This is a genomic window from Paenibacillus sp. MMO-58, from assembly GCF_037146255.1.
Taxonomy (GTDB): Bacteria; Bacillota; Bacilli; order Paenibacillales; family Paenibacillaceae; genus Pristimantibacillus.
The window spans coordinates 302,935-329,519 of sequence record NZ_JBBCVY010000005.1 but is presented as its reverse complement, the minus strand read 5'-3'; the positions used below and the strand labels follow the sequence as shown (position 1 = coordinate 329,519).

Annotated in this window: 24 protein-coding genes; 3 read left to right on the top strand and 21 right to left on the bottom strand. The window is 45.9% G+C overall.

The features are described 5' to 3' along the window. Nucleotides 1–68: 68 nt before the first annotated feature. The 18 genes from rpmG to WFJ73_RS17365 all read right to left on the bottom strand — a co-directional run bounded on the left by rpmG (nt 69) and on the right by WFJ73_RS17365 (nt 19,166). Complete coding sequence (gene rpmG / locus WFJ73_RS17450; protein WP_248757658.1) at nt 69–218, bottom strand: 50S ribosomal protein L33; 150 nt, start codon at nt 216–218, stop codon at nt 69–71. A gap of 36 nt (nt 219–254) precedes the next feature. Next, nucleotides 255–1,475 carry a GTP-binding protein gene (locus tag WFJ73_RS17445; protein ID WP_336774447.1) on the bottom strand — a complete coding sequence of 407 codons (1,221 nt, stop codon included), beginning with the start codon at nt 1,473–1,475 and terminating at the stop codon, nt 255–257. 120 nt (nt 1,476–1,595) lie between these two features. Next, entirely contained in the window at nt 1,596–2,018 is a 423-nt protein-coding gene (locus tag WFJ73_RS17440; protein ID WP_336774287.1) for a Fur family transcriptional regulator, read from the bottom strand. 127 nt (nt 2,019–2,145) lie between these two features. After that, complete coding sequence (locus WFJ73_RS17435) at nt 2,146–2,859, bottom strand: class I SAM-dependent methyltransferase (RefSeq protein WP_336774286.1); 714 nt, start codon at nt 2,857–2,859, stop codon at nt 2,146–2,148. A 5-nt stretch (nt 2,860–2,864) separates the two neighbouring features. Continuing rightward, nucleotides 2,865–4,067 carry a GTP-binding protein gene (locus WFJ73_RS17430; protein WP_336774285.1) on the bottom strand — a complete coding sequence of 401 codons (1,203 nt, stop codon included), beginning with the start codon at nt 4,065–4,067 and terminating at the stop codon, nt 2,865–2,867. Nucleotides 4,068–4,085: 18 nt separating this feature from the next. After that, nucleotides 4,086–5,744, bottom strand: coding sequence for a nucleoside recognition domain-containing protein (locus tag WFJ73_RS17425; protein ID WP_336774284.1), 1,659 nt, complete (start codon nt 5,742–5,744; stop codon nt 4,086–4,088). Beyond that, nucleotides 5,738–6,865 (bottom strand): NAD(P)/FAD-dependent oxidoreductase, encoded by a 1,128-nt coding sequence (locus WFJ73_RS17420; protein ID WP_336774283.1) that lies wholly within the window; start codon nt 6,863–6,865, stop codon nt 5,738–5,740. The genes WFJ73_RS17425 and WFJ73_RS17420 overlap by 7 nt, the downstream gene beginning before the upstream one ends. A 234-nt stretch (nt 6,866–7,099) precedes the next feature. Further along, nucleotides 7,100–8,293, bottom strand: a complete 1,194-nt coding sequence (gene cntE, locus WFJ73_RS17415) for a staphylopine family metallophore export MFS transporter CntE (protein ID WP_336774282.1) — start codon at nt 8,291–8,293, stop codon at nt 7,100–7,102. Between the two features lie 24 nt (nt 8,294–8,317). After that, the gene (locus WFJ73_RS17410; protein WP_336774281.1) at nt 8,318–9,028 is read right to left on the bottom strand and encodes an ABC transporter ATP-binding protein; all 711 of its coding nucleotides are present in this window, start codon (nt 9,026–9,028) and stop codon (nt 8,318–8,320) included. Continuing rightward, nucleotides 9,021–9,836 (bottom strand): staphylopine uptake ABC transporter ATP-binding protein CntD, encoded by an 816-nt coding sequence (cntD, locus tag WFJ73_RS17405; RefSeq protein WP_336774280.1) that lies wholly within the window; start codon nt 9,834–9,836, stop codon nt 9,021–9,023. Before cntD ends, WFJ73_RS17410 begins: the two co-directional genes overlap by 8 nt. Continuing rightward, on the bottom strand, nt 9,837–10,721 hold the full coding sequence (gene cntC, locus WFJ73_RS17400; protein WP_336774279.1) for a staphylopine uptake ABC transporter permease subunit CntC: 885 nt from the start codon (nt 10,719–10,721) through the stop codon (nt 9,837–9,839). Next, a complete protein-coding gene (gene opp1B / locus WFJ73_RS17395) occupies nt 10,721–11,653 on the bottom strand; it encodes a nickel/cobalt ABC transporter permease (protein ID WP_336774278.1) in 933 nt (310 codons plus the stop codon). The genes cntC and opp1B overlap by 1 nt, the downstream gene beginning before the upstream one ends. 78 nt (nt 11,654–11,731) lie before the next feature. Further along, nucleotides 11,732–13,345, bottom strand: a complete 1,614-nt coding sequence (gene cntA / locus WFJ73_RS17390; protein WP_336774277.1) for a staphylopine-dependent metal ABC transporter substrate-binding lipoprotein — start codon at nt 13,343–13,345, stop codon at nt 11,732–11,734. Next, entirely contained in the window at nt 13,338–14,669 is a 1,332-nt protein-coding gene (locus WFJ73_RS17385) for an opine metallophore biosynthesis dehydrogenase (RefSeq protein ID WP_336774276.1), read from the bottom strand. The genes cntA and WFJ73_RS17385 overlap by 8 nt, the downstream gene beginning before the upstream one ends. Then, complete coding sequence (locus WFJ73_RS17380; protein WP_336774275.1) at nt 14,666–15,463, bottom strand: SAM-dependent methyltransferase; 798 nt, start codon at nt 15,461–15,463, stop codon at nt 14,666–14,668. Before WFJ73_RS17380 ends, WFJ73_RS17385 begins: the two co-directional genes overlap by 4 nt. Beyond that, on the bottom strand, nt 15,426–16,310 hold the full coding sequence (locus WFJ73_RS17375) for a diaminopimelate epimerase (protein WP_336774274.1): 885 nt from the start codon (nt 16,308–16,310) through the stop codon (nt 15,426–15,428). Before WFJ73_RS17375 ends, WFJ73_RS17380 begins: the two co-directional genes overlap by 38 nt. 344 nt (nt 16,311–16,654) lie before the next feature. After that, nucleotides 16,655–18,520 carry an LTA synthase family protein gene (locus WFJ73_RS17370; protein ID WP_336774273.1) on the bottom strand — a complete coding sequence of 622 codons (1,866 nt, stop codon included), beginning with the start codon at nt 18,518–18,520 and terminating at the stop codon, nt 16,655–16,657. Between the two features lie 28 nt (nt 18,521–18,548). Continuing rightward, nucleotides 18,549–19,166 carry a TetR/AcrR family transcriptional regulator gene (locus tag WFJ73_RS17365; RefSeq protein WP_336774272.1) on the bottom strand — a complete coding sequence of 206 codons (618 nt, stop codon included), beginning with the start codon at nt 19,164–19,166 and terminating at the stop codon, nt 18,549–18,551. A 251-nt stretch (nt 19,167–19,417) separates the two neighbouring features. On the opposite strand from WFJ73_RS17365, the gene WFJ73_RS17360 reads away from it, so the two are divergent. Genes WFJ73_RS17360 through WFJ73_RS17350 form a run of 3 tightly spaced genes read left to right on the top strand, consistent with a single transcriptional unit; the run spans nt 19,418 to nt 23,229 of the window. Continuing rightward, a complete protein-coding gene (locus WFJ73_RS17360; RefSeq protein WP_336774271.1) occupies nt 19,418–20,338 on the top strand; it encodes a permease in 921 nt (306 codons plus the stop codon). After that, a complete protein-coding gene (locus WFJ73_RS17355; protein ID WP_336774270.1) occupies nt 20,335–21,291 on the top strand; it encodes a TIGR03943 family putative permease subunit in 957 nt (318 codons plus the stop codon). The genes WFJ73_RS17360 and WFJ73_RS17355 overlap by 4 nt, the downstream gene beginning before the upstream one ends. Nucleotides 21,292–21,318: 27 nt before the next feature. Continuing rightward, nucleotides 21,319–23,229, top strand: coding sequence for an LTA synthase family protein (locus tag WFJ73_RS17350; protein ID WP_336774269.1), 1,911 nt, complete (start codon nt 21,319–21,321; stop codon nt 23,227–23,229). 313 nt (nt 23,230–23,542) lie between these two features. Here the strand turns inward: WFJ73_RS17350 and WFJ73_RS17345 are convergent, their stop codons facing one another. From WFJ73_RS17345 to WFJ73_RS17335, 3 genes are read right to left on the bottom strand one after another with little or no spacing between them, the layout of a single operon-like run. Next, complete coding sequence (locus WFJ73_RS17345; RefSeq protein ID WP_336774268.1) at nt 23,543–24,916, bottom strand: TrkH family potassium uptake protein; 1,374 nt, start codon at nt 24,914–24,916, stop codon at nt 23,543–23,545. Nucleotides 24,917–24,935: 19 nt separating this feature from the next. Next, complete coding sequence (locus WFJ73_RS17340; RefSeq protein ID WP_336774267.1) at nt 24,936–25,220, bottom strand: hypothetical protein; 285 nt, start codon at nt 25,218–25,220, stop codon at nt 24,936–24,938. Nucleotides 25,221–25,233: 13 nt separating this feature from the next. Next, nucleotides 25,234–26,514, bottom strand: a complete 1,281-nt coding sequence (locus WFJ73_RS17335) for an ArsB/NhaD family transporter (protein WP_336774266.1) — start codon at nt 26,512–26,514, stop codon at nt 25,234–25,236. Nucleotides 26,515–26,585: the final 71 nt, after the last annotated feature.

Genomic DNA, 26,585 nt, shown 5'->3' with positions numbered 1-26,585 from the left:
TCGTAATCTTTCAGAATAAAAAACGACAAAAAAATCATGGCCGCTTTACGCGCAGCCATGATTTTCGGTTAACGTGTTTCTCGATGAATCGTGTACTTTTTTAGACGCGGAGAATACTTTCTAAGTTCAATTCTTTCGGGAGTCGTACGTTTGTTTTTGCTTGTTGTGTAATTGCGATCTCCACATTCCGTGCAGGCAAGCGTAACCGTTACTCGCATATACAGTTCCCTCCTTTCCATAAGATCCGGCCTACATTATTTAAACTGCTCTTCCATTTGCACGTCCGAATGATCAGGGAACTCGTCATGCAGCAAATTCCAATCCGTCATTAATTCATCACCAGTCAATAAACATTGATCTAATTCGTTTGTGATAACCGAGCGGTTCAGATCAAGACCGATAAATACAATTTTGTTCACTCTATCGCCGTATGGCTCGTTCCAGGATTCAGCAATGGATGGATCCTCAAGCAATAGCTCCTTCTGCTCCGCTTCCGAAAGCGCCGCAACCCATTTACCTGCCGGTCCGAACTGGATAGATGGCCCCGCCTGGCTGATGTTCTGTGCCATATCGTTGCGCGTGGCGAGCCATACGATTCCTTTCGCACGTACAATTTCTTCCGGCCATTCACTCATCCAGTTCATTAATCTTTCCGGATGGAACGGCTGTGCCCGTTCGTATACAAAGGAGGAAATGCCATACTCTTCCGTCTCCGGCGTATGATGCTCCTTCGCCATTTCCTGCATCCAGCCTGCTGATTGGCTGGCCTCATCGAAATTGAACAAGCCGGTATTTAATATCTCAGCCGGATTAACTTGTCCACGGTTGGAACGAATAAATTTGGCACGAGGCTGGAGGCTCCGAAGCACCGTTTCCAGCTCCTCCAGCTCTTTCTCTTCAACCAAATCGCATTTATTCAGAATCAATACATCACAGAATTCGATCTGATCAATAAGCAGATCAACGACTTCTCGAGTATCATCCTCAGCAACCTCCTGCTTCCGGTCGAGCAATGTTTCGCCGGAGGAGAAATCACTCCAGAAACGATAAGCATCTACAACGGTAACCATGCAATCGAGCTTGCAGAATTGGGTAAGATCAATGCCCTGCTCCTCATCAATGTAAGAGAATGTCTGCGCCACTGGCACTGGCTCACCTACACCAGTCGATTCGATTAGAATATAATCAAAGCGCTGCTCCATAGCCAATCGCTCCACCTCTCGAAGGAGATCCTCCCGAAGCGTACAGCAGATACAGCCATTGGACATCTCAACCAACTTCTCGTCGGTGCGCGATAGTCCCCCTCCACCTTGAATCAAATCCGCATCAATGTTAACCTCGCTCAGATCATTCACGATTACAGCAACTCTCATGCCATCCCGGTTATTCAAAATATGATTTAAGATCGTTGTTTTTCCCGCTCCTAAATATCCGCTTAATACGGTTACAGGCAGCTTTTTTTCAAAACTCACTATAGACACCTCGTTGTTTAATTGTAATATTTACTTTTAATTAATTGTAACAATTACTATTAATTAAGTCAACACTTCTGAACTGCATAAAAAAATGGAGAGCGCATATGCTCCCCATTTCCTTTATTGACACTCTTCGCAAAGGCCATAAACTTCAAAACGATGACGCAATATTTTAAAGCTGCCGGGTAATTTGACACCAAGATCCATTGGACAATCGTCAAATGCAAGTGTTTTTTCACAATTGACACATATTAAATGATGATGGTGATGGGCATTACAGCTTTCCCTAAATTTGAGTCCGCCATCTATAAAATAAAAATGCTCAAGTACACCCATCTCGCTTAACATGCGAAGATTCCGATAAACCGTGTCGAAACTGACATTAGGATAATATTGAGATAATTGGTCATATACATCTTTCGGCGACAAATAACCGTCATGGTCGACAAATATTTGAGCTAATCTTTTTCGCTGCTCTGTAATTCTCCAGCCATTCCTAGACATCGTGTTGACCATTTCCAGTACTTTGCTGTGTTTATCCATAAGATTCTGTCCTTTCGCCTGACTTATCTATTCCTTAAGCATACCAAAAAAACAGAAAAAGTTTCAATACAATAACAGAAGCAGTCCAAAACCTGTTGAACAGATTCCGAACTGCTTTCTTGTTTTGCTATGGCTTCTGAGCGCTTATAAATAAAGGCTCACATTGCAGCTTTGCCTCTTGCAATCCATGCATCAATTTGGTTTCTTTGTCACATGCTGTCATATTAATGAAACCAGCTGCCTCCAACTCCAACGCCACATCGTTATACAGCAAACTTGAATATGGATTTCGTTTGATTATCCCTTGACGCTTGATTTTAGCCTGACGATGAGGTTTTCTCCCACTTGAAAGCTGAGATTGAGCGAAAGGGAATAAATTTCTGGCAGTCCAGTCGCCGTCCCAGATCAAAACCCGTCCACCAGATTTCAACACTCGTCGCCATTCCATAAATACAGCTTGCCGACTATCACTTAAGCTGCCCAACAGGTTGCGGCAAACCATTACATCAAATTGTTCTGCATGAAAAGGAAGATCCTCGGCGAATCCGTAAACAAAAGAGCAATCAAGACCCATTGATTTTGCTCTAAGCTCTGCAATGCGAAGCATTTCCTCTGAGAAATCAAGTCCCGTTACCCGATGTCCTAATTGTGCCAGATGAATAGCCAAAAAACCGGAACCGGTTGCTGCGTCGAGTATTTGAAGCTCCTGCTTATTACCAAGCAGAGCTTGCAGCTTTTGTTGCCACTGCTGCTGATACTCTAAAGCATTCATTAGTTTATCCATTCGTCTCGCATACTGCTGAGCACGATTATTCCAGCTTTCCCGCATTATCGTATTCATCTCTATTAGAACCCTGGCAATGGATCCTTTAATAATCGCCAGTTGCTTTCCATTTCTTCCTCAGACAACAGGGCTGCATCCAACGAACTTGTAATGGCATCTTTATCCAGCGCAATACCAATAAATACAAGCTTGGTCACCCGATCTCCCCATTTATCGTCCCAGTCCGGAGATTTGGGATACTCTTCTCCGAAATAAACACGTCGTTCATCCTCTGATAGCGAAGCAACCCATAAGCCAGCTGGCGACAACTGCCTCGATACGCCAGCTTGACTGAAGGATATGGCCATATTATTACGAGTCGCCAGCCACAAAAGCCCCTTGGACCGCACGATCTCCTTAGGCCATTTCGCCATCCATTTCAGCAGACGCTCTGGATGGAACGGGATTTTACGGTGATACACAAAGGAAGAGATTCCATATTCTTCTGTTTCTGGCGTGTGATGCTCCTTCTGAAGCTCTTGAATCCAGCCGGCGGATTGGCTTGCTTTCTCAAAATCAAAAAGCCGGGTATTAAGAATTTCCTTGGGATCGATCTTCCCATGGCTGGAACGAATCATTTTCGCCCCTGGCTGGAGTCCCCTAAGAGCAGTCTCAAGCCTAACGAGCTCTCCCTCGCTGACCATATCGCATTTATTAATAATTAATACATCACAAAATTCGACCTGGTCGGTAAGCAGATGCACGACATTTCTTGTATCTCCTTCTCCTGCCTCTTGATTGCGATCTGCCAAAGATTCTCGAGATTGGAAATCCTGCCAGAAATGATAGGCATCAACTACCGTTACCATGCAATCGAGCCGTGTATACTTCGAAAGATCAATGTTCTGGTCCTCATCTACATACGTAAAGGTTTGAGCAACCGGCAATGGCTCGCCAATCCCTGTCGATTCGATCAGGATATAATCAAATCTCTTCTCCAGTACAAGGCGTTCCACCTCCTGAAGCAGATCATCCCGCAGCGTGCAGCAAATACAACCATTGGACATTTCCACCAGACTCTCTTCTGTCCGGCTTAGGCCGCCGCCGTCTCGAATAAGATCGGCATCAATATTGACTTCACTCAGATCGTTCACAATAACCGCTACCCTCAATCCTTCTCTATTATTAAGAACATGATTAAGGATGGTTGTCTTGCCGGCACCTAGATAACCGCTTAGAACCGTTACCGGAATTTTGTCATCATGAGATTGTAAGCTCGTATCCATATTGTTGTCCTCCTTGAATTAATGCTGCCAACCGACAAGCAGCATAATGATGATTGATGATACCATTGAGGTGACCATTTGTTTTCCGGCTAGAGAGAAAGCAAACGTAAAGCCAAATTCTTTGCGTACGGTCCACAAAGTAACGAGACATGCGGTGAGCGTGGAAGCCAAATAGACGAGCACAAACAATTGTCCTGCGCTCATGGCATCCAGAAGTGCTCCTTCGCTGTGATTCAATACAAGCAGACCGTCTTTTCGAAGAATCGAGAAGATAATCGCGCTTGCTGCTTCCTCGGGAAAATGAAGCCATTGCATAGCTGGCGCTGCTAATTTAGAGAGCCCGTTCATCCATCCTGCCATTTGCAGCACGGTTGCAATGAAACAAATAAGCAGAAAGATCGGCATCGCTTGCAAGATAAATTGTTTGACAACCGTATGGACTCTCCAGCTAACTGCACGCCACTGAGGTTTTTGAAGAAAGGTTTTGGATAAATAGTACTCGCTTGGCTGCAACGTAGACTTCCGGTTCCAAATACGGTTATGTATGACGCCTACGATTCCTAATGCGAAAATATAAGGCAAGAACAGCAAAGGATAACCGGCCGAACTAAAGATAGACAATGACGCCCCGATCTGATAGCTGCAAGCTGAACCAAAGGTAATCATGGTTACGCATGATTTGCGCGTGCAGGCGCTGCAGGCACGGCTTTGGAAAACCGCAACGACATTACAGCCAAAGCCGGTTAGTATAGGAAGCAGATCACGGCCATTAAGACCAACCTTCCGCATCCAGCCATCAAGAGAGTCGGTAATGCGATCCTTTATCCCGCTCTCCTCTGTAAGAGCCGTGCTTATCCCGAGAAAAATAACGACGGGGAATGCCCACAGAAAGGAATACCACCCCAGAGTGACTATCCCGTAATCACCAATTAAAAGGGTTTGAAGCGGCGGCGGCGAATTCGCAAGCAGAGCTTTAACGGGCTCGATCACATTCCTGTCAATTACAGGTTGTAACCATGCGGACAGCAGGTACGCCAGTAATACCGGCAGAGCAAATAATAGAACGACTCCGATCAGTGAAAACGGCCGCCCCCATAGCGGGTGTTCAAGCACAGTCGTCTGCGGCTGTATGACAGGGTGCATAGGCAAAAGGCGCATTGCTTTCCGGCGTATCGCCTTGGCACTTGCTGCCGCTTGTTGAAGCTTTGTCTTGTCTAAGTCCTGCAGGCTTCTTGCATTTACCACACTGACCGGAATACCAAGCCAATCCTCATAATAACTAGCCAGTTCCGACAGACCGATCCGCGTTTTATCTGCAAAAGTTAAAATCAAAAATACCTTTTTATTCGTCAAATTCACTTCTTCAAGCAGCAATGGCAGCTCTACCTTGACATGTGTCGCTCTAACCACTAAAGCTACGATATCCGCATCGTATATGGCATTAATGGCCTCACGCGTTGTTTCGCTGTCATCTTTCATCCGAATGCCGGGCACATCAACGAGTTCAAAAGAGGAAGAAGCCCACATCCCTTTCCGAGTCATAACGGTGGACCCGCGAAAATTGCTCTCCTCTCCAGTCTCGTGACCCGTAAGTCCACGAAACAATGCGGATTTGCCGGATGATTCGAAGCCGATAAGGAGGACGGCTCTTTCTGCTTCATGAGTATGAATCAGCATTTACAGTCCTCTCCACAGCACGACAGATCGGACAGCATCATTCCTTGATCCCGATATTGCTGCAGCACGGTCGTATCGACATCCATTCGGGCAGCTATGGCTTCGGCAATGACACCAAATCTTTGGCGGAATTTATAGATGAAGCAAAACAGTAGCTGACCGTGGCTAACCGATGGTCCCGACACAAACAAACCTGGCGTAAGCGTTGATTCATCCTTTTCAGTAAGCAGCACTCCTCCTTGCGGATTCTGCTCGAACATATGCTTGATCATGGTCAAGCTGCCTTGGAAGCCGGTTGCGAGAATAGGCGGATGAGCCGTCTTCACAAAACGCTCCCCTCCTTCGATGTTCTCGCAAAAGAGAAGATAACCTCCATCCTCTGTTCGTTCGATCCAATGCACCTCATGTCCCGGGAGAAGTTGAATCTGTCCATCTTCTACGCGATTAAGCCTATCCTTCGTAAACGGTGAGAGCTCAACGCTGGGATCGCTGTTGCCTTTCTCTAACCAACGGCCATTCCGATCTATGATGGTTACCTTTTTGCCTAGCTTAGCAAGGTGTATGGCAGCATCCGCACCACTCTCATAGCCGCCAATAATGACGGTCTCATCACCGGCTATTTCAGACCACTCCCGTATGAAGCTGTTATGCAGCGCATATTCGGCTCCAGGGAAACCATCCAATCGTGGATATTGGAATTCGCCAGCAGCCCAGATCACAAATCGGCTTCGCATAACGCCGGCCGAGGTATTCAGCTCAAATCCTCCTTCCTCCAGCCGGCGCACTTCAATAACATCTACTCCTGTCTGGACCGGCAGCTCCTTGTACGCTGCCACAGCCTGCAAATAATCAGCGTAGTCTTCTCCGGAAGGATGCTCCGTACCAAGGGTATAAGCCGGCGAGGTATGAATCGCAATGGCGTTTAGATCGAGCATTCCGTACGCATTGCTAGTAAAGGACGGAGTGATCATCCGCATTTCTTTTGGCCACTGCAAGAAGGAAGAACCAATCTCTCCTCTTTCCAGAATCGTGAAATTCACCGCTCCTAGATCTTGCAGCACACAGCCCATTCCAATGCCGGCAGCGCCTCCTCCTACGATGACACAATCATAATGGTTCATTCCTGGCACCTCTTTAATTGTAATTTTTACGATTATAGATCGGAACATGTTATGAAGGCAGCAAAAATACTATCCGCCCTTGCGAGCGTAGCCATGACAGCCACCTCTTATTCGTAATTATTACACATTACACCAATACGTAACGATATGCAAGACTAACCATAATCCAAAACGAACTTGCGACGCTAAAGACCTTTTTGGGTTATGGTTATCTGCATTTTTATTTGCCACTAACTAGCTAGTACCGGTTGATACTTCGCCTCGCCGATTATACGCAACAGCAATCATGAGAGCCCCTAGAATCGAGCAAATCAAATACATATACGAATAAGAGGTCAGGTCAACGAGCGGCCCCATTGCGGCGCTTCCAAGCGATACTCCCATATCTGCCATTGCGATAAATAACCCTAGAAGCACATTTCGTTTCGCCTGTGGAAGTACAAAGGATAAATAGGTGGTTAGTGTAGGATACAGAAGCGCTTGCGAGATGCCCATCACACAAGCGCTAACATAAAACAAGATAACTCCGAAAGAGACAGAGCTGCTCATGCTTACGCCTAATGAGGAAGCGGCAACCAACAGCATGATGAGCATCATATAACCGGAATGCCACTTTCCGTCTGACGGGATTTTTTTTCTCAAGTAAAATCGGGCCGCAACAATGGTGCCTGCCTGCAGCATCAGATAAACGGCAGCGTTGCCGCTTGGAATCTCCGCTGCATACAAGGGAATAAAGGTCGTAATGGCTCCAAATATGACGGATGCGATCAACATGAGGATACTGCTTCTGAATAGATAGGGATTGCTAAACAGCTCGGCGAAGGATCGGAAAAAGGGCTGCCTCTGTACCGCCGGTTTGGAGTCAGCTCCTTGGGATCGATCTATTCGAATACTGAAGCCCGCAGCCCCGGTAAAGACAACAATAGCCAGCATCGTCCATGTGAAGGAAGACATGTTCCCTGACTGCCATATTCCCACCGCTAATAAGGGACCTATTACATTAGGTATGGAAGCGAATAAGGAATAAAGCGATATCCCCTGCGAACGCTCCTTCTCCGGCAATGCATCGATGATGCCTAGCTGAAGCGCCATCGAGAAAAAGGCTGTACAGGTTCCTTGCAGCACACGAGCGATAAAGTAGCCTTCCAGTCCGGTAAAGGTATATAGGATGAGAGCTATTCCGTTAATGATGAGGATTGCCCGCAGCACATGTACGGGTCCTCTTTGCCCAATGATGTGGCCCGCCCACGGCCGGAACAGCATCGTTGTGAACAGGTACGCTCCCATGATGATCCCGATCTCCGTGTTGCTTGCTCCCAAGGAATCGCCTTTTAAAGGAATAATAACGTTTAGAATCGAATTTGCGCTAAAATATAATACCGTTAATCCGTATAAACGCAAAAACGGCCAAGACAATGCTCCTCTCAATGCCCTGCTCCTTTCTCTCTAAGCTTATGCCATCATCATTTGCAGCATTTTCTTCGCGTACGGCGATTGAACGTCCTTCAAGTGTTCAACGCTGACGATCTCTTCGATCTGTCCTTCTTTCATGATCATCACTCGATCACAAAGAAAAGCAGCTGCCCGGATATCATGCGTAATAAAAATGTAGCCTAGCTTATCGGTTTCCTTTAGCTTCTTCAACAATTCCAATACTTGCATTTGAACAGATCCATCCAATGAGCTAATCGCTTCATCCAATACGATGCACGGGGCTTCCGTCGCGATCGCTCTTGCGATGCATACTCTCTGAATCTGACCTCCGGATAATTCATGCGGGTACTTGCTCCGGCAAGCGGGATCTAGGCCCACATGCTCCAAGAGATTATTGATTTTGCTATCGTTTGCACGGCGCCTGCCTGTTTTCGTTTGGAGCGACTCCATAATCGCCTCTTCAACCGTAAAATAAGGGTTAATGGATGACGTATAGTCCTGGAATACCGCGCTTATGGATCCCTCGAGCTGGACAAAGCCGCTGTCCGGCTTCTCCAAGCCTAACAATAATCTCCCTAATGTGGACTTGCCGCATCCGCTCTCCCCGATAATGCCCAGACATTCTCCTTGCTTGTATTGGAAGCTGATATTTTGCAAGACTTGCTGCCTTTCGCGAGAGAATAAGCCGCCCTTCTTATAGGACTTACCGACCTGATTAACCTTAATCATATGCGGGCCCTCCAACAACATTCTGGAAATGCTCATCCAGCTTCAGCTGCGAGGATACGAGAAACCGCGTATATTCATGCTTGGCTTCCGTGAACAGGATAGAGGCATCCCCCCGTTCGACAATGATGCCGTTTCTCATCACGAGAACCACATCTGCCAGCTTTCTGACCACACCCAAATCATGGGATACAAAGATCATGGAGCACCCCTTTCGCTCGCGCAATTGAGCGAGCTGTTCCATAACCTCGTATTTGGACACCGTATCTAGAGCCGATGTTGGTTCATCCGCGATAATCAGATCAGGTCCCAATACGATCGCAAGGCTAATCATGACCCGCTGAAGCATTCCCCCTGACAGCTGGTGAGGGTACTTGTTCATGACTTCCACCGGATTTTGCAGTCTTACGCTTAGCATCGCCTGCTTCATTTTCTCAACGATTTGAGCTTGGCTCCAGCCATAATGATGTTTCAGCGTATCTCTTAGATGTACGCCGATGACACTTGTCGGATCAAATGCACGCATGCCATTCTGCAAAATCATATAGATCTGCTTGCCTCTTTTCCGTCTCATCTCCGCTTCGCTAAGCTGATTTAAGCGAATCCCTTTGAACACAATCTCGCCGGATTGGCGGATCGTTTTTTTGTTGAGATTCATAATAGCCCTGCAGGTAAGAGACTTTCCGCTGCCGCTTTCGCCGACGATCGCCATGCAGCTCCCTTCCTTCATTTCAAACGAGCTGCTTGGGACTAATACTTTGTTTGTTATGGCATCCCATAGGCGTAAATTCGTTACTTGCAGAAGACTCATCTAGGTCACCTCTTTCCCTTGCAGAATCGTCTTCGCAACTCTTTGCTTTTTGTTTGCGGTAGACATTAATCTTGGGTTTAAAGCAACTTGAAGCGCATCGGTAAGGAAATTAACCGCGGATACAAATAGGATGGTCGCAATACCGGGGGCCAGCAGCAATTCAGGCCGTGAGAACATCACTTCTCTTGCCTCGTTCAACATCATTCCCCACTCCGCGGTTGGAGCTTGAACGCCTAAACCAAGAAAGGAAAAGCCGGATAACTGCAAAATCATTGAACCGAAGGCGCTGCTGGACGCTACGGCAATGTCCGGAAGCGAGACGGGGACGATATGCTTCCACATGATCCTGAAGTTGCCCCTTCCAAGCGTCCTGGAGAACTTCACGTAATCCGCATCGGCATATTGCATTACCGAGGTTCGGATGATACGCGCAAACCATGCCCATTTCATGAGGATAAAGGCGAGGAGAATATTTGTGAGACCTACCCCGAGAATGCCGATAATCGCCAAGGTGATGACATAGCCGGGGAAAGACAGAATAATATCGCAGACTCTCATCAGGAAAGCATCGATATTACCTCTGAAATAACCCGCTATAAATCCTATGATGCAGCCAATTCCTACTGTAAGACCAAGCGTAACCAATACCCAAAGAACGCTGGGCCGGATTCCGTAGATTAACCGGGATAAAATGCAGCGTCCCAAATGATCGTTTCCAAGCAAATATTCCCACGAAACAGAAGCGAATCTCAGATTCATATGAACCTCTTCCGGATCGTTTGGCGCTACCCAAGGAGCGAGTACTCCGGCTAGAATCGTGCTCGTAATGATAAACAAAGACAGACAGCCCAACTTATCCTTCAATAGATAATGAATTCGTTTCATCAGACATGTTCCCTTATTTTAGGATTTATGAACGCGTTAATGATATCTGAGAAGGTATTAACGACAACAAAGGATGCAGCTAATAGTAGAACGTAGGCTTGGATGATTGGGAAGTCTCTGCTCAAAATGGATTTGACGCTTAACATTCCAAGTCCCGGCCAAGCGAAGATATTCTCAATCACAACCGTACTTCCCAACATGATGGGAATAGCCATGCAAAACACCGAGACGGCTACCTGCAAGGAATTTCTTAAGATTCGAATCCGGATCCGGCTTTCAGGCAACCCGCATGCCCTGCCGAACAGCACATAATCTTCGTTCATATTCGTAAGCATAGAGCTCCTTACGATCCGGAAATAAATCCCGGCGTAGCTGATCGTAATAACGCTGACTGGAAGAAGATAGCTTTGAACCGAATCCATGCCATTAGTCGGGAGCCAGTCGAGCTTGACGGAGAAGTACCAGACTAACAGCGCTGCAAGCAAGTAAGAAGGCATGGACGTCAAGAAGAACGCAGCACCTCTAATGGTTCGATCGATCGTTCGCCCTTCCGTCAGTGCGCAAAGGATGCCTACTCCAATGGATACAGCAACAACCGCCACTACTGAAATCATCGTCAACTGTAAAGTGTTCCAAAAAGCCGGCGCGAGCATGGACCACACCGATTTGCCGGTGACATAGGAATCGCCGAAATCAAGCTGCAAGCAAGAGAAGAGCCAATCGAAATACCGGATAAGAAAGGGCTGATCCATTCCAAGTGCCGTTCTTGTTTCCTCAAGCAATTCCTCGGTTATTCGGGGAACGCCTTGCGCATGCAGCACAACCTCGGCCGGATCCATTGGAGAAAGCGCGTTTAACACAAAGGTGATGAAAGAAATAATGAGCAGCATCGGAAACACAAGCATGGATCTCCTAAAGATATAACGCCCCATTTGTTAACCTCCTTTCGTTTGATGAGCGACCGCGTTTAATAAAAGAAAGGGGGATTTCCCCCTTTCTAGATGGTAGATTTATTTTAAATGCATTTTTTCAAAAGGCAGCTCGTATTGGGTTTGCTTGAAAGAGATCCCTTGCAGAGCAGCAGGCGCGACGACCGTCACGCTGCCGTTTGTAATCGGAATAAACACCGCTTCGTCATGAACAATCGTTAGAATGTCCTTATACAGCGATTGGCGAGTTTCTTCATCGGTAGAGACCATCACTTCGTCGATTTTTTTGTAAAGCTCATCGGCTTGTGCGATTCCGCTTGTCGTATGTTTATAGGCTGCATCTGAAGTAAAGGATGCAATCGTGCTTTGCGGATCGTAGGCAAGCCCCCATGTCTGATTAAACAGCAAATCATATTCCCCGGTTGATCTTCGGTTAGCGATAGAGCTGGACTCTTCACCGAGTAGCTCCAATTGAACGCCAATCCCCTTCAACGTGTTCTGAAGCAGCTCGGCTTCTGCCTTTTGAGAGGAAGAGCTTGCGTCATAGTAGAGGTTTAAGATCAATTCTTTTCCGTCTTTCTTTCGAATCTGATCTCCGCCTTGCAAGCTCCAGCCCGCTTCGTCCAGCAGCTTTGCAGCCGTCTCTGTGTTATAGCCCCGTGCCTTCAGCTCAACATTGGCGTAATTGACGTTTGATGAGAACAAGGTTTCGGCAGGAGCTTCTACACCATCGAAGAGCTCTTTGCTAATTGTCTCTCTGTCAATGGAATACCAGATCGCTTCGCGAACGGCCCGATCTGCTGCTGGACTATCTTTTTTGCTGCTATTGGCCACGATCATTTTCGTATTCATCGGTTCGCTGCGTACAATCTGAAATTTTCCTGAATCTGCCAGCGTGTTCATGGCTTCAACGTCAATGCTGTCGGTTCCGCGGTCATCCGTAAATACGAAGTCGACTTCCCCTTTTTGCAGTGCCAGGAATGTTGTCTCGCCTGCCGGCAGCACTTTAGCCGTCAATTTCTTGATGGCTGGCGCGCCATTCCAATATTGCTCATTCGCTTCGAAGACAGCGTATTGATCGGTCTTGTGATCGGTAAGCTTATATGGGCCCGTACCGTTAAAACCGTTAATGCCGTCCTTCGTCCCGCCATTCATGAAATCATTCGGCGAAATAAATACATACGGTCTTGTCATGGACAATTCAAGCAAGGTGGGATAATAAGGCTCCGATAATACGAGCTCTACGGTATGCTCATCGATAACCTTGGTTTCCACGAGCTTAGCAGACAGTTTAATCCAAGCGTGTTTAGCTGCATTGCTCTGCACCGCATCGATATTTTTCTTCACGGCCTCCGCGTTAAACGGCGCCCCGTCATGGAAGGTTACGTTCTTCCGCAGATGGAAGGTGTATACTTTGCCATCCATGGAGATTTCCCACGATTCCGCCAGCAAGGGTTTAATGCCTTCCGGCGTATTCTCTACCAACGATTCGTATACAATGCCTTGCGCCCACATGGAGCCTGGATAGAGGTGAGGGTTCATGTCGTTGATGTCTTTCGCTGTAGCAAATACCAGCTCTTGTGGTGCTTCATTCTTGGTATTTTCGGTGCTGTTAGTAATGTTGTTGGAGCTGCAGCCCGCTAATAAAACTGTCACAAGCAATAAATAAATGAGAATAAACCGTTTCTTAACCATTTCCTATTCCTCCAGATCTACTTGTCAGCGAATGTCTAGCGAATTGCTCGCCGATTCTTAGCCATTCCTCTTCAAAGCTTTGAATGATGAAAGCATCTGATAATCGTTCGTCTTTTAACCTTTGAAAGGTATCCCTTACTTTGCTTTCATAGGTTGCAATAAAATTATCGAGCGTCGGAGTGCTCGACCCTGTTATTCTTGCCATACCCTGTATCATTTTGATTCTGTAATAATCTTCTTTGGGCATGCGGGGGATGTCCCAATTCCCTTCCTTGTTCACAAAGATCTGTTTAATAGGAACGGCCGAGAAATCGAAATATCTCCCCTCATGATCCGGCTCGGAGAACGGGTCAATTAATAAGGAGGCATAACGAACATATAACAAATATTCCTGATGGATGGGAGGCAAGCTCGTGAAATGATCGATCTCATGCCGGGACAAGCTCTCCAATCGTACCGGGTAGTTATCATCCGTCATAAATTTCAGAAGATTTACGGGGCTTAATTCCATCTTCTCCAGCATGATAGAGATCTCTTTCCAGTAACAGCGCATATCCCGTATGAGCTGGGAGGTGATTGGCCCTTCAGGGTAAAGCTTGTAAACGTATTTCTTCACCTCTTCTTCTTTAAAAACAACACGTAAGGAGAAATCATTCATGAACAGCGGCGGGTGAACGTACAAGGAAATATTTCTCGATTCCGCTTCGATGGGAGAACCCAGGACATCTAAGACAATGCCTATATAGCCATATAATTCACGGAATTTTCCAAGGTTGGCTGAAGCGGTCCGGGAAGATCCCGCATAGATCTTTTTCTTAACCCCGGTCGTCTTCACTTCATTGGTCGGTAGGTTCGAAGTCCAACGCGTATCGCCTAAGTACGTAGAAAAGCTGATGACTTCCGCTTCCGGTTGAATGTCCTTTACATAATGTCTCACTAAGCTATTTGATCCGAGAGTAGGCGAGATCAGCACGATGCACTTAACAGACATCAGTATCTGATCGTCGATTTGTTTGAGAGCCTCTATATAAGCATCCGTTGTTACCGTCAATATAACGGTATCCCACCTGCCCGTTACAGCTGCTAAACCATGAAAGACTTCATCAACCCGGCACCTTCCGGCCAGCTTCCGATGCTTCTCATTTTGAACGGCAACATCAATCCATTGATCGCTCTTGCTTAATGAGGAGAATAGGGAGGCGGAACGAACCGATTCCCGGCCTGCGATTGCCACCCTGCTCTTTGCATAGGTTTTTAACAAAAGGGCAGTTTGAATGCTCACTGGTCCCGTTCCTACTACCAAAACCCGATCGAGATCACTCATACAGCCCTCCTGTAGATGGCGATATCAAACACATGCTTCGGATGAAGAATGGTGCCCGTAAGCACCCACTTACGAGGATCCGTGTCTTGCTTCGGATAATTGAATAACGATTTCAATTGATTGCCATATCTCATTGCCACAACGACATGCTCATTAGTCAAGGAGTGCAGTTCGTCGAGCAGGTCGTACTTAAGGGCTACCGTTGAACTGAAGATGATATGGGTCACTTCCTTCATGTCCTCAAGCTGCGCAAGGAATTTGTTCTCCAATCGAACGTTTAAGCCATTCCCCAGCCTGTCGATCACCTTTCTGCCCAATTTAATGGCCTCCGCATCAATATCGATGCCAATCACTTCAGCCCCGGTCTGCTTAGCAATATAGAGCGGAGTCATCGGGAATGAACCGGAGCCCACTAATAAAACCTTCGAATCCGAGCTAATCTGGACTCCTCCGAATTCCTCTCTGATACTGGACTCGATATTACTGAAATATTCGGTCCCGTCGGCTTCGCCGCTTAGCAATCTGAGCGCCCGAACCTTTTCCATCATAGCAACGCATAGGGCAGAGGAATCTCTTAATTCCATGGCTAGAGATGAAAACTCGGCGATGGACTGCTGCTCAAGCCGTTCCCATTCCAGGTGGTTGTTCTCGTTAAGGATAAAAGCCGAATAGTCGTTAATCGTCTTCTCTAATTCCGAGCTATCCGGAAGTGATCCCCCGTATGACTTTGCCAGAGCAACAAACTTTCTATGGAAATCAACTAAGCATTGCTGAAATTTCGTGACTGTTTGCATCCCTTCCACTCCCTCCGGATTCGATAAAGGCTTTTCCTAACGCGACAATCCCGACAGCACCTTCTATTGCAAGACTTGTTATTCCTTGCTCGCTGTATTCAGCCGAGACAAAAATAGTACCGCCAGGCTGCGCGATATCACAAGCGACAGCGGCCTTCCTTTTCCAAGATAAATAGGAACCTATTGAAGCCGTTCCGGAGCCGCATCCTTTCTCCCATACCATGCTGTCAAGTTCCGGCAAATAAATGAGCGGATTCATCCTGCTGGATTGTGGCTCGAACAATAAGACGCCGATTAAATTAGTCCCTGGCGTTATTCCCAGCAGTCTTGCTAATCCTTCAGCTTTTTCCCTCCAGCCCAGGCTGAAGGACTCCACTTCAATGACGATATGGAAAAAGCTTTCGTACCTTACAATCGCAATGCTCAAATCCTCGCCTTCGTAATAAACCGATTTTTGCTCCACCTTGCCCGGGAGAGGCATGGTTACCCGACAAAAATACGTTTCATTCACCTTGCTCACGCGGCATGGGACTAAATGTTCCGATCCTGAGCTTTCCAATGAAAGCTCCATTATGCCGCTCGTTTGAAGTCCGTTCTCTATGGCCAAATATGCAGCCATAGCCATGCATGCATTACCGCAAAACTCACCTCCTGCCATTTGCAAGCTGCCATGGGCTCCCTGTTTGGTTGGCCTGCAAATAAAACCAACTTGTTCCGCATGAACGCTGTCGTAAGACATTAATCGTGAAGCAATGGGTATGTAGTCGTTCCTGGGATGACTTGTCGTTACAAGAATAGTCATATTTTGTGTGGGACTGACTTTCACAAAATCGATCTCCTGTTTCATTTCACCATTCCCTTTGTTTAATTGTAATAATTACGATATAAAAACATGCAATTGCTTTCCCTAACAAGGATTCCTCAATGCGAGATGAAATTCTGACTGCAATTATTTTAATTGTAATTATTACGATATGAGAATAACAGGGAATGATTATCTTTGTCAATTCATTCTTTTCAACGGAATAACCCACTTGCTCAGACCAATATAACAGGCCTCATCAACAAATACACGAACTACAAATGGGGCTAAGGCAACGGAAAACCCCAATGTATCTTAATTAAGTATCAGTTTGAACAAAAAGTGGTGTGGGATTGTTTCACTTCCCACACCACTTTTTAATTAATTTTTTATTTATGAGGGAGCTGCTGCACGTAGCTGTCGGATAAATGGAGCAGCTCAAGCGCTCTGTCGTACTCGTCCTTGGTTACGCCGCCATCCTTTGTTTCAGTTCCGTCAGAGATTTTATGATTGGTGCCGTCATCAAAGCTAATACCCGGGATATACAGGTTCTTGTTATCAATAACCGATCCGCTTGGCAGGAAGTGACGCATCGGAAGCAGCTCGGAACTTTGGTTCAGAAGGTCTTCGCCAAAGTGAATCTGATTTTGCAGGGATGCCCCCACCAAGTTCGCAACCGTAGGAAGAATATCTATTTGACCGCCAACTTGATCAATTTCGGATGGTTGAGTTACACCCGGAACGTGCATAATAAGCGGGATGTTGAACATTTCGGTATGACCGTAGTCCGTACCGAGCATTTCTTTCATCAAAGCTTTCTCGTTATCATCCAGGGAATACAGCGGCAAGCCTTGATGGTCACCGTACATGAGGACAATGCTGTCATCCCACAAACCGCTCGATTTCAGACCGTCGATAAATTGGCCAAGTGCATAGTCGGCATAATTCTGTGCTTTCAGATACCGGGTTACGAGCATGTCATCCTTGAATTCCGCCGGAAGCTCAATCCGATACTTTGAAGTAGGAATGTTGTACGGATGATGCGCACTCATTGAGATAACTTGCGCGTAGAAGGGCTTATCGGCTTGATCCATCTTCTCAAGTTCAGGAAGTGTCTTCTTATACAGCACTTCGTCCGAAGCCCCGAAGGCTACATGATCTTCATCGCCATAAAAGGCTTGATCATAAAATTTGTCCCAACCGATTGCCGAGTAGAGCTCTCTACGATTCCAGAAATCAACGGCATTCGTATGGAATGTAGCCGTTGCATAACCGTTCTCTTTCATTAGCTTTGGCAAGCTTGGCAAGGCCTTATCAACGTTTACGTCAGTTGCTGCTTTATGCTTCGGAACATACAGCGATGTGTTCACCACATATTCCGCATCGGAAGTTGTTCCTTGACCAACCATCGTATAGAAATTTTTATAGTGGGCTGTTTCTTGAACCAGCTTATTCATGTTTGGCGTAATTTCTACGCCGCCTACTTTAAGGCCAATCAGGAAGTCCTGGTAGGATTCCATTTGCAGAATAATAACGTTTTTGCCTTTTGCGGCGCCAAAGTATTTCGGTGCTGCAGGCTCTGTAATACCTTTGAGTTCATTAATCTTCGCCTGCGTGATTTGATTCATCGGGGTAAGATCTTCGTTTTCCATCATTTTGTCAACAATGTTGTATACTTCATAATCAAGCAAACCCATCTCTTCGGCCTGCTTATTCTCGTTCATGCTGGCTCGGTTAGGCCATACGTTCACAAGACATACCGTAATAGACAACGCAAATGCGGCCATCCAAAGCTTGCTTTTTTTCGGACGCATATCTACGATTTGCCGAGCTTTTTTGAATTTTGGAAGGACTAATACAACAGCAATCACAACAATATCCAGGAAAATCAGCAAATAATAAGGGTCTAACAGGGAATAAGTGCTTTCACCCACTTGGGTGACTTTATTTGCTTGTGTTAGAGCATCAGCCGTCACGATAATACCGTAATACTTATAGTACATGAGAATAGAGAAATATAAGACCGTAAACAGCAGATTAACAATCAGGTAGTAGATCATCTTGCGTTTGCTTGCGAAAAATTCGATCAAACAGAATACCGCAAAGAAGAACGGTAATTCGGTTAGAAGCGTCAGCCAAGAGAATCCATTCCCGAATACGACGTCTCGGGCCACGATACTCTTGATCAACAGGATAAGCGTGAAATAATAGAATCTTCTATTTAGAAATCTAGTTATTAAAGACACCCTTTTCATCCCCTTTCTTTTTCCTATCTGTTGCAGTTCAAGGTGCTTTCCATAGATCTATAGTAAAATCCACGTTTTCTTCCATGTATTTATAAACATCCGGTTCGTTAAGAAGCTGCATGCCAACCGACTTGCTCATAATCGCATGTAAGCTTGCGGACAAGAATTGTCTGGATGCTATCCGGAAATCGAGGTCGCGAATCTCGCCTCTCTTGTGCCTGTTCTTAAGAAATTTCTCGAATATTTCGCTCTGCTCGCGGAGCAGCATAGTTAATTGCTCGGCTTCCTCAAACCCCAGAATATCATTCTCGCGAAACAAAATCCTTGTTAAATCCATGTCTGCCGTGAACAGCTCATACAAACGACGCTTGATCGTAATCATTGCATCTCTCAAATCGAGGTCTTCGATGACGAGGCTGATTTGTTGTATTTCATTTCTGCGATGCTCAAAGCTCTCACGCAGCAGTACCGCCATGATCTCTCGCTTACCGCCCGGAAAATAATGATAAAGGATACCGTCGCCCATCCCGATCTTCCTCGTAATTTCTCTTACCGGGGTGCCATGGTATCCTTTCCTCGCAAATAGTAATTTTGCAGCCTCTAGTATTTTTTCACGTGTTTCAGCCGCTTGCTCTTTTCGGATGTTGCGAGACATCGTCGCCACCTCCAATTTCACTGAACGATCGCACAGCGGAATTTTAGCTTAATACTTGTCTGATGTCAATCGATCTGCCAAAACATCACAGAATCTCCTATCTTATTCCCTTATCCGATTTCCTATGACAGATCGTTCCGATGTAATTATTGGGGAGTATTTCAGTTGTCTTGCATTTCATTATAGCAATGCGTATATTGTTAATAGTAATGATTACTAGCTGAAGTCATGAGCTATTATTGGAGGTTTGCGTGAAAACTCTACTACAATTAAATACGATATTTCTGAGTATGATTATGGAAGCCATTCCGTTCATCCTGCTTGGCGTTATTGTCTCCGGCCTTATCCAGACCTTTGTTACCGAACGCTGGATCGCTAGAGTCATGCCAAGAAATCGATTTGCATCCACGCTTGTCGGTTGCGGAGTTGGCGTTTTTTTTCCTGCCTGCGAATGCGGGATCGTTCCTATTACGAGGCGTTTGCTAGGTAAAGGCGTCCCTCTTCATGCGGGCATCGCCTTTATGCTAACCGGGCCGATTATTAATCCTATTGTGTTATTTGCCACTTTTATGGCATTTGGGAACAGCTGGAGAATGGCATTGATCCGGGCCGGATCGGCTGTCGTAGTCGCATTTATCGTTTCTATAGTCATTTCTTATTTGTTCCCTCAGCTCCCTTTTCGCGCCTCGCATGCGAATGGCATGCAGGAAGCCGCTGCTGCGCTTGAGCCGGCGGCAGCACCAGCTGCTGCAAAACCGCCGCTCCGCACGCAATTGCTAGGTGTCATGACACACAGCATTGAAGAGTTTTTCTCGGTCGGCAAATATCTGGTGCTTGGAGCACTTATTGCCGCCGCGATGCAGACCTATATTCCAACAGCGTCGCTCATCCATCTGGGCAGCAATGCCGTAACGTCATCGCTGGTTATGATCGGGATGGCTTTTGTCATGTCGCTCTGCTCGGAAGCGGATGCCTTCATTGCTTCCTCCTTCCAGGGAAGCTTCTCCGTTGGAGCCATCTCGGCCTTCCTTGTTTTTGGCCCAATGATTGACATTAAGAACACGCTGATGTTGCTTGGTGTTTTCAAAGGCAAGTTTGTGGTGACCTTGATTGCTCTCGTCGCGACCTGCACATTGTTGGTATCGTTGCTTGTGGGGAGGTTATTCGGATGATCCGATTGTATATTTTAGGCGGTTTTGCTTTCATGCTTCTTGAAATGCATATAAGGGGCGATTTAAATAAGTATATAAACATGAGGTACTCGTATTTATCCACGAGTGCGATCATCCTGCTAACCGTTCTTTTCGCATTCGAATTCATTCGGATTTACCGCAAAGAACGCGCCGATAAGGCCGCAGCCGAGCTGAGACAACATCATCACCATCATCATCACGATCATCATGACCATCATCATGATCATAGCCATAATCACGAGCACGGACATGCTTGCGCCTGCCAAGATCATGACCATCATGACCATCACGGACATCATGGGCACGACCATCATCATTCCAAGGTCGGACAATGGTTTAGTTACGTCTTTTTGCTGATACCGATTCTGACCGGATTGTTCCTTCCTGTGCAAACGCTGGATTCCAGCTTTCTGAAGGCGAAGGGATTTTCTTTTCCGAATATTGATTACTCCGCGGACAATCCGGGCAATCATCAGTTTCTGAAGCCGGATACCAGCATTTTCTATGGGGAAGACGGTTACAAGAAAATCGCTAACAAAGAACTGGCTCAATTTACTGGCAAGGAGCAGCTGATTTTTAACGATAATGACTATTTGAAAGGATTAGAAGCCGTCTATAATCACCCTCAGGACTTTATGGGGAAAACACTCGGATTTGATGGCTTTGTCTACAAAGGAGAACAAATCGACGATACGCACTATTTTGTGTTCCGTTACGGCTTTATTCACTGTGCTGCTGACTCAGGCGTATTCGGCATGCTGGTGGAATTCCCAAAAGGCACCGATCTGAAGAATGATGACTGGGTTCATGTCGTGGGCACTTTGAGCTCTGAATTGTATCAGCCTTTCAAACAAACGATTCCCGTACTGAAGGCATCCGCATGGAATCCTATCGACTCACCTTCTGATCCGTATGTTTATCGTAATTTTTGATCTTAACTGAAAGGGAGACGATTGGTTTTGCATAACGGATATAGATGGAGATCATTTCTGGGCAAGCCCTTCTTGATTTTTTCCATCATTATGATTTTCAAAATGCTGCTCGTCTGGTTTATTGTATTTAACGGTGGAACAAAAGATTTATTTAAAATGCTTCTGACTGGCATTGCCTCCATTGGGTTTATTTTCTGCCTGATTGAATCTTTCGCTTACCGAAAAAAGCTTCTCACCTATTTGATCAGCGATCTGATTCTTACCGGCATTTACTTTGCCATTATTATGTATTACAAATATTTTGGCGTGATTGTTACTTATCACGAGCTTCGCCAGGTCAACCAGGTATCCGAAGTTAACAGCAGCGTCATTTCGCTGATGGATCCCTATTTCCTGTTTATCTTTACGGATATTGTAGCCGCCTTCGCGCTGATGGCATTCAGCCGCCGATTTCGTGCCTGGGGCAAAACGTTATCCTTCCGCGAAGGACGCAGCTGGTTTGCTGCCGGTCAGGTGCTTGCGCTTGCTGCATGCACTGCCGCCATCCTTCCGTACCGGCAGGATATGAATGAATTTCAGCAGGCTAAGAACATGGGTATCCTGAATTATGAGGTCTATGCCACCTTTGCCTCCTCCAAGGACCTGCCAATAGGCGCGGAGAAGGTTACTCCGGCGATGGTCGAACAGGAAAAAGGCAGCGCTGAGCCAGCTCAGCCTGCCTATTGGGAAGCGGCCAAAGGGAAGAATGTCATTATTATTCAGTTGGAAGCTTTCCAGAATTTCTTAATTAATCTTAAGATAGACGGCAAGGAAATTACCCCCAACATGAATAAGCTCGCGGCGGAAGGTTTCTACTTCCCGCATTTCTTCCAACAAGTTGGACAAGGCAATACGGCCGATGCCGAATACGTGGTGAACACTTCGCTGTACGTACCGCCAAATGGCGCGGCTTCCGAGGTATATGCCAATAAAGAGCTGCCAAGCATGCCGAAAGCTTTTGCCGCAAACGGCTACCAAACGGCTACCTTTCATACAAATAACGTTGTGTTCTGGAACCGTGACCAGCTTTATAAAGCTCTTGGCTGGGAGAAATATTATGATGACGGGTTCTTTGGCAAAGAAGATCCTGTGGCTTTTGGCCCATCCGATGAAGTACTGTATGCCAAGACAGTCGATGAGCTGGCACGGATGCAGCAAACCGGCAAGCCGTTCTATGTGCAATTGATCTCTATGTCCGGGCATCATCCTTTCCGGATACCGGAAAGCAAGTATAAGATGGAGCTCCCGGCCCGTTATAAAAACACGCTGGTCGGCGACTATATCGAAGCTCAGAATTATGCGGATTACGCACTTGGCCAATTTATCAATGAACTGAAGCAAAAAGGCATCTGGGACAACAGCGTTATCGTTTTATACGGTGACCATCAAGGTCTGCCGATCTATTCGTTGAACAATAACGAGAAAAAGCTGATGAAAGAAATCTATGGTCGCGACTATGCGCTGCCGGATATGATGAATATTCCGCTTATTATGTCCGTACCAAACGAAAAGTCTCAAGTATTCCCGCAGGTCGGCGGACAATCGGATATATTCCCGACGGTGTCCAACCTAATTGGCGTATCGCTCAAAGACCAGGTACATTTCGGCCAGGATCTGCTGAACCATACAACAAACATTCTGCCTGAACGTTATTACCTGCCATCCGGTTCATTCATATCTGATAAAGGTGCTTTTGTACCGGGCTCCGATTATACCGACGGCATCACGTATCCGCTCGAAGGCGGTCCGGTTACTTCGCCGCTTGATAGTAAAGCAACCTATACAGCAGCTCATCGATTGATCAGTATGTCTGACGAATATGTCGCATCGCTTCCGAAAATAAGCGATAAGGACGTCAACCCGCAGAATAACAACAAAACGGTTGAGGTAACGAAATAAAGATTTATTCAAGAAAAATGTTCATGCAGGGGCACCTGCATGAACATTTTTTTAGTGTCGTTTCAGTCGTCAAGGTACTGATTGAATAGAGCGTTAACCAACACTAGCAGCCGGGAATCAATCACATCGACAGACTTTTTATATTTATCTGTTATTTATTGATCTCTTCTCCCCAGGTTCTCACTACTCATACCAACTCGGAACAAGTTCGCCTCGGCCGTTACTTCAAATTTTATTTTTGGGAATATTTCATTCCATTCATTTCGGTATTTTTTAGTCCAGATTTGTAATTCTTCCATAAACAGCCTATTTATTAACCAATCATTAACTTTTCCTCTGGATGCCGGTAATACTGTTTGTTCGACGAGCGTGTCATAGCATATGCCATTGTAAGCGGTCCAAGACGACCTATAAACATGGTAGCAATAATGACCAGCTTTCCGGCAAAAGTAAGCTTGCTTGTTAAACCAAGCGTCATGCCCACCGTCCCAAATGCGGAAGTGGACTCGAACAAAATATCCATAAAATTGTGATCGGTATGCCGCTCAGTGATTGTAAGCAGGATTGCGCAAACAAGAACAACGCCAAGCGAAATGATGATTACAGCCAATGCTCGCAAAATAAAATCGGTCACTAATCGTCTTTTATAAATCACGACATCTTCTCTGCCCCTGACAATAGCAATGACGCTCATAATGAGAACAGCAAACGTATTCGTCTTGATACCCCCTGCTGTCGAACCCGATGAACCGCCTATAAACATCAGAATAATCATAAACAACTGTGAGGTGGGAAGCATGGCAGCAGGATCGATCGAATTGAATCCAGCTGTTCGCGTGACAACGGCTTGAAAGTAACTGGCCCATAAGCGCTCCGGCCATGATAAAAACCCGAAAGTTTCCGGATTGAGCAGCTCCATGCTTAAAATCAATACCGTTCCGCTTACGATAAGGATCGCATTAGTAGTAATTACGATTTTGCTATGCAGGGACAGATCCCTCCAATTTCTTTTTTTCAGGAGATCAAGGATTACGGTAAATCCTAGTCCACCGAAAATAAACAAAAGAGTAATAACGATATTAACCGTCGGATCGCCTACGTACCGCATCAGACTGTCCGACCATAAGGAGAAGCCGGCATTATTGAACGCCGATATGGCATGAAAAACTCCATAATAGATGGCTCTTGCTGTTCCATACTCCCCCGACCATCGCACTGCTAACACAAGCGCAGCCATGGACTCGATAACGAGCGCAATAAGAAATATGTTTACGGCTAGTCTGACCACGCCTTGCGGAGAATAGGAGTTGATGGACTGTTGAATGAGCAACCGCTCTCTTAACCCAATCTTCTTGCCGATAAGGATCGCAAACAGAACACCAAAAACCATAAACCCGAGACCGCCGATTTGAACCAGCACCAGGATGACCAACTCTCCAAAGGTTGTAAACGTTGACGGAACATCCACGACGGATAAACCCGTTACGCATACCGCAGAGGTAGCCACAAATAAGGCATCGATCCATCCGATGCTGTTACCCGAAGCCGACGATACGGGTAGAGCAAGAAGGATCGTACCGACGAAGATCAATACTGCAAAGCCAATAATAATGATTCTTGGCGCTGATATTCTTTTTCGTTTTATTAAGTCTGTCGATAAAGGAACGCTTGCTTCTTTTCCAGCCATAGTACACTCCTTACATTCATTAGCCAACCCATTCAACCTGCATCAACAACTTATGCTTCATTAGCTGCAGGACAAAATCGTTATAAAACTCTGGACGCACAATTGCACTGTACCGATGATTCGGGTATGTATAGAACAAGACATCGGTATACACGTCATCGCTTTCAAAAAAAGCTCGCACCGCCTTTAATTTCGGCAAGATTTCCTCTACATGATCAATCACTTGAAGATGAAACTCGATATCCTCGCCATTTTTGGATTCCACAATTTCAATATCCTTGTTGTTGTATTGATAAGCCAGCATAGCAAACACCTCTTTATATAAGATATCTTAAATAGACATACGCGCTGGATAATACGATAGATAAAAGCATTAACGGAAAAGCTATTTTCAAGTACGCCAGAAACTTAATCGGATAGCCTTCTTTGCCTGACATCCCTGCAGCAATCAGATTTGCGCTTGCACCAATTAGAGTTCCATTCCCGCCGAGGCAGGCCCCGAGGGCAAGACTCCACCACAATGGCTCCAAATTTTGCACACCCATACTTCCCATTTCCTGAATCATTGGGATCATAGTTGCGACAAACGGGATATTGTCCAGAAAGGCCGACGCAACTGCACTGAGCCAAAGAATCAACATGGAGGTTGCTACGGGATCGCCATGTGTCAAATTAATCGCCCTAGCAGCCAAATCCGCAATAACTCCGGTCTCCACAAGCCCGGATACAAGAGCAAACAAGCCAATAAAGAAAAAGATTGTGGTCCATTCTACCTTGCTGAAGGCATCCTCCATCCGATGTTCTCCGGTTAACAAAAGCAGAATAAAAGCTCCGGATAAGGCAACGGCCGCGGATTCAAGATGAAGAATTTGATGAAGGAAAAAGGCCAAAATCGTTAATCCCAGAATAACCAAGCTTTTTATCAAAAGTTTTTTATCCGTTATGATACCGGAGAGCTCAAGGTCCATAATATTTTGTGTCCGTTCAGGCGTCGTTTGAATCTGCTTTCGGAACAGCAAAACAAACAACAGCACGTAAACCACCATTATAATAATAATAATTGGGGTTAAATTTAAGATAAATGCACTAAAGGTAAGCTCCTTCACCGCGCTTCCGATCATGATGTTCGGAGGATCCCCAATCAACGTAGCGGTTCCGCCAACATTGGAAGCAATGATTTGAGTGATGAGAAATGGAATAGGAGTTACTCTCAATTGTCTTGTTATACTGAAGGTTACAGGGACCATCAAAAGAATGGTCGTAACATTATCCAGGAATGCTGAGCCCACCGCAGTGATTAGCGACAATACGATCATGATCCGAACGGGCTGGCCCTTCGCCATTTTTGAAGCCCATATGGCAATGTACTTAAACAGACCCGTATCTGCTGTAATCGATACGATAATCATCATGCCGATCAGCAGGCCCAGCGTATTGAAATCAATATGATGCAGCACCGTTTCCTGGTCGACGATCCCTGCCGCGACAATCACTAGTCCTCCCAGCATGGCGATGATCGTCCGATGGATTTTCTCCGTAATAATAAGTGCGTAGGCCACCGAAAAAATGACAATGGCCCAAATGGCTTGTTGTTCCATGTTGCCCTCCCATATGTGCTATTAAATAAGTATCTCCAAAAAAGACAAAAGGAGCCCACAATTGACAGGCT